Below are 793 nucleotides of genomic sequence, written 5' to 3'. Positions count from 1 at the left end.
AGAGACGGCCCCCTGTACGCTCTCAGCTATGACCGCGCCGCCACCGGAGACCGACGGCGTGAGGTCAATCTCCTGCGACTCGATAGCCAGGCGGCATTGGGCATCAATCAGGCGCTGTGGAATAGCATCATCCGGCAGGTCCACGCCATCGAAGCGTACGCCGGAGCGCGGCCAGGATAGAGGCTGAGATGCGCTGGAGCGCTGACCACGCCAGGACCTTCCTTCCAGAAATTCCATCGACTGCATCAGCATCTGGCTACACTCGCCATCTTCGGCAGGTACGGTGTATCCGCGCGCCGCTGCAAAGACCCGCAGGTCGGACACGCTGGCGTAGCTGTTAAAGTCCGGCGAATGGGGATCGGCAACCAGCATGGTTATTCCTCCAAACGCCAGTCCAGCGCCCGCCAGTTATTCACTTCGTCAGGATGAACATCTGCGCGCAGCGGGCCGCCTGGGAATTCTGGGGTGTCGCGAACCATGACCACCAGCTCAATACCCTGCTGTTCCTGCTGCTGTTCCTGCTGCTGTTCCTGCTGCTGTTCCTGCTGCTGTTCCTGCTGCTGTTCCTGCTGCTGTTCCTGCTGCTGTTCCTGCTGGGCAGGGTTATTATCAGCGGTCTGCTGAGCTGCAAGCTTTTCCGCTTCACGCTGCGCGCGCTGCTCTTTTGTTAATCCGGCCATCGGGCCTCCTGAATAACAAAGGGGCCGAAGCCCCCTGGGTTAACCCATGATGATGGTGGAATGTTCAGGCTGAACGGAGGCCACACCCCACGCCACACCAACCTCGTAACGCA

2 protein-coding genes are annotated in these 793 nt (G+C 60.3%); both read right to left on the bottom strand.

Annotated features, from left to right (window positions below; genetic code table 11):
* A partial coding sequence (locus ACNQ0W_RS25260; RefSeq protein WP_417933300.1) for a DnaT-like ssDNA-binding protein occupies nucleotides 1–372 on the bottom strand: 372 nt, incomplete at its 3' end.
* Between the two features lie 2 nt (nucleotides 373–374).
* Entirely contained in the window at nucleotides 375–680 is a 306-nt protein-coding gene (locus ACNQ0W_RS25255; RefSeq protein ID WP_417933299.1) for a hypothetical protein, read from the bottom strand.
* Nucleotides 681–793 lie beyond the last annotated feature (113 nt).

The organism is Enterobacter cloacae complex sp. 6730903, from assembly GCF_048283985.1.
Lineage (GTDB): Bacteria > Pseudomonadota > Gammaproteobacteria > Enterobacterales > Enterobacteriaceae > Enterobacter > Enterobacter hormaechei_C.
Note: the sequence above shows the minus strand (reverse complement) of the source record. Positions and strands in the feature narration are given on the sequence as shown.

Coding starts and splice junctions, on each gene's coding strand:
- ACNQ0W_RS25255 (WP_417933299.1), bottom strand. CDS start 680: ATGGCCGGATTAACAAAAGAGCAGCGCGCGCAGCGTGAAGCGGAAAAG.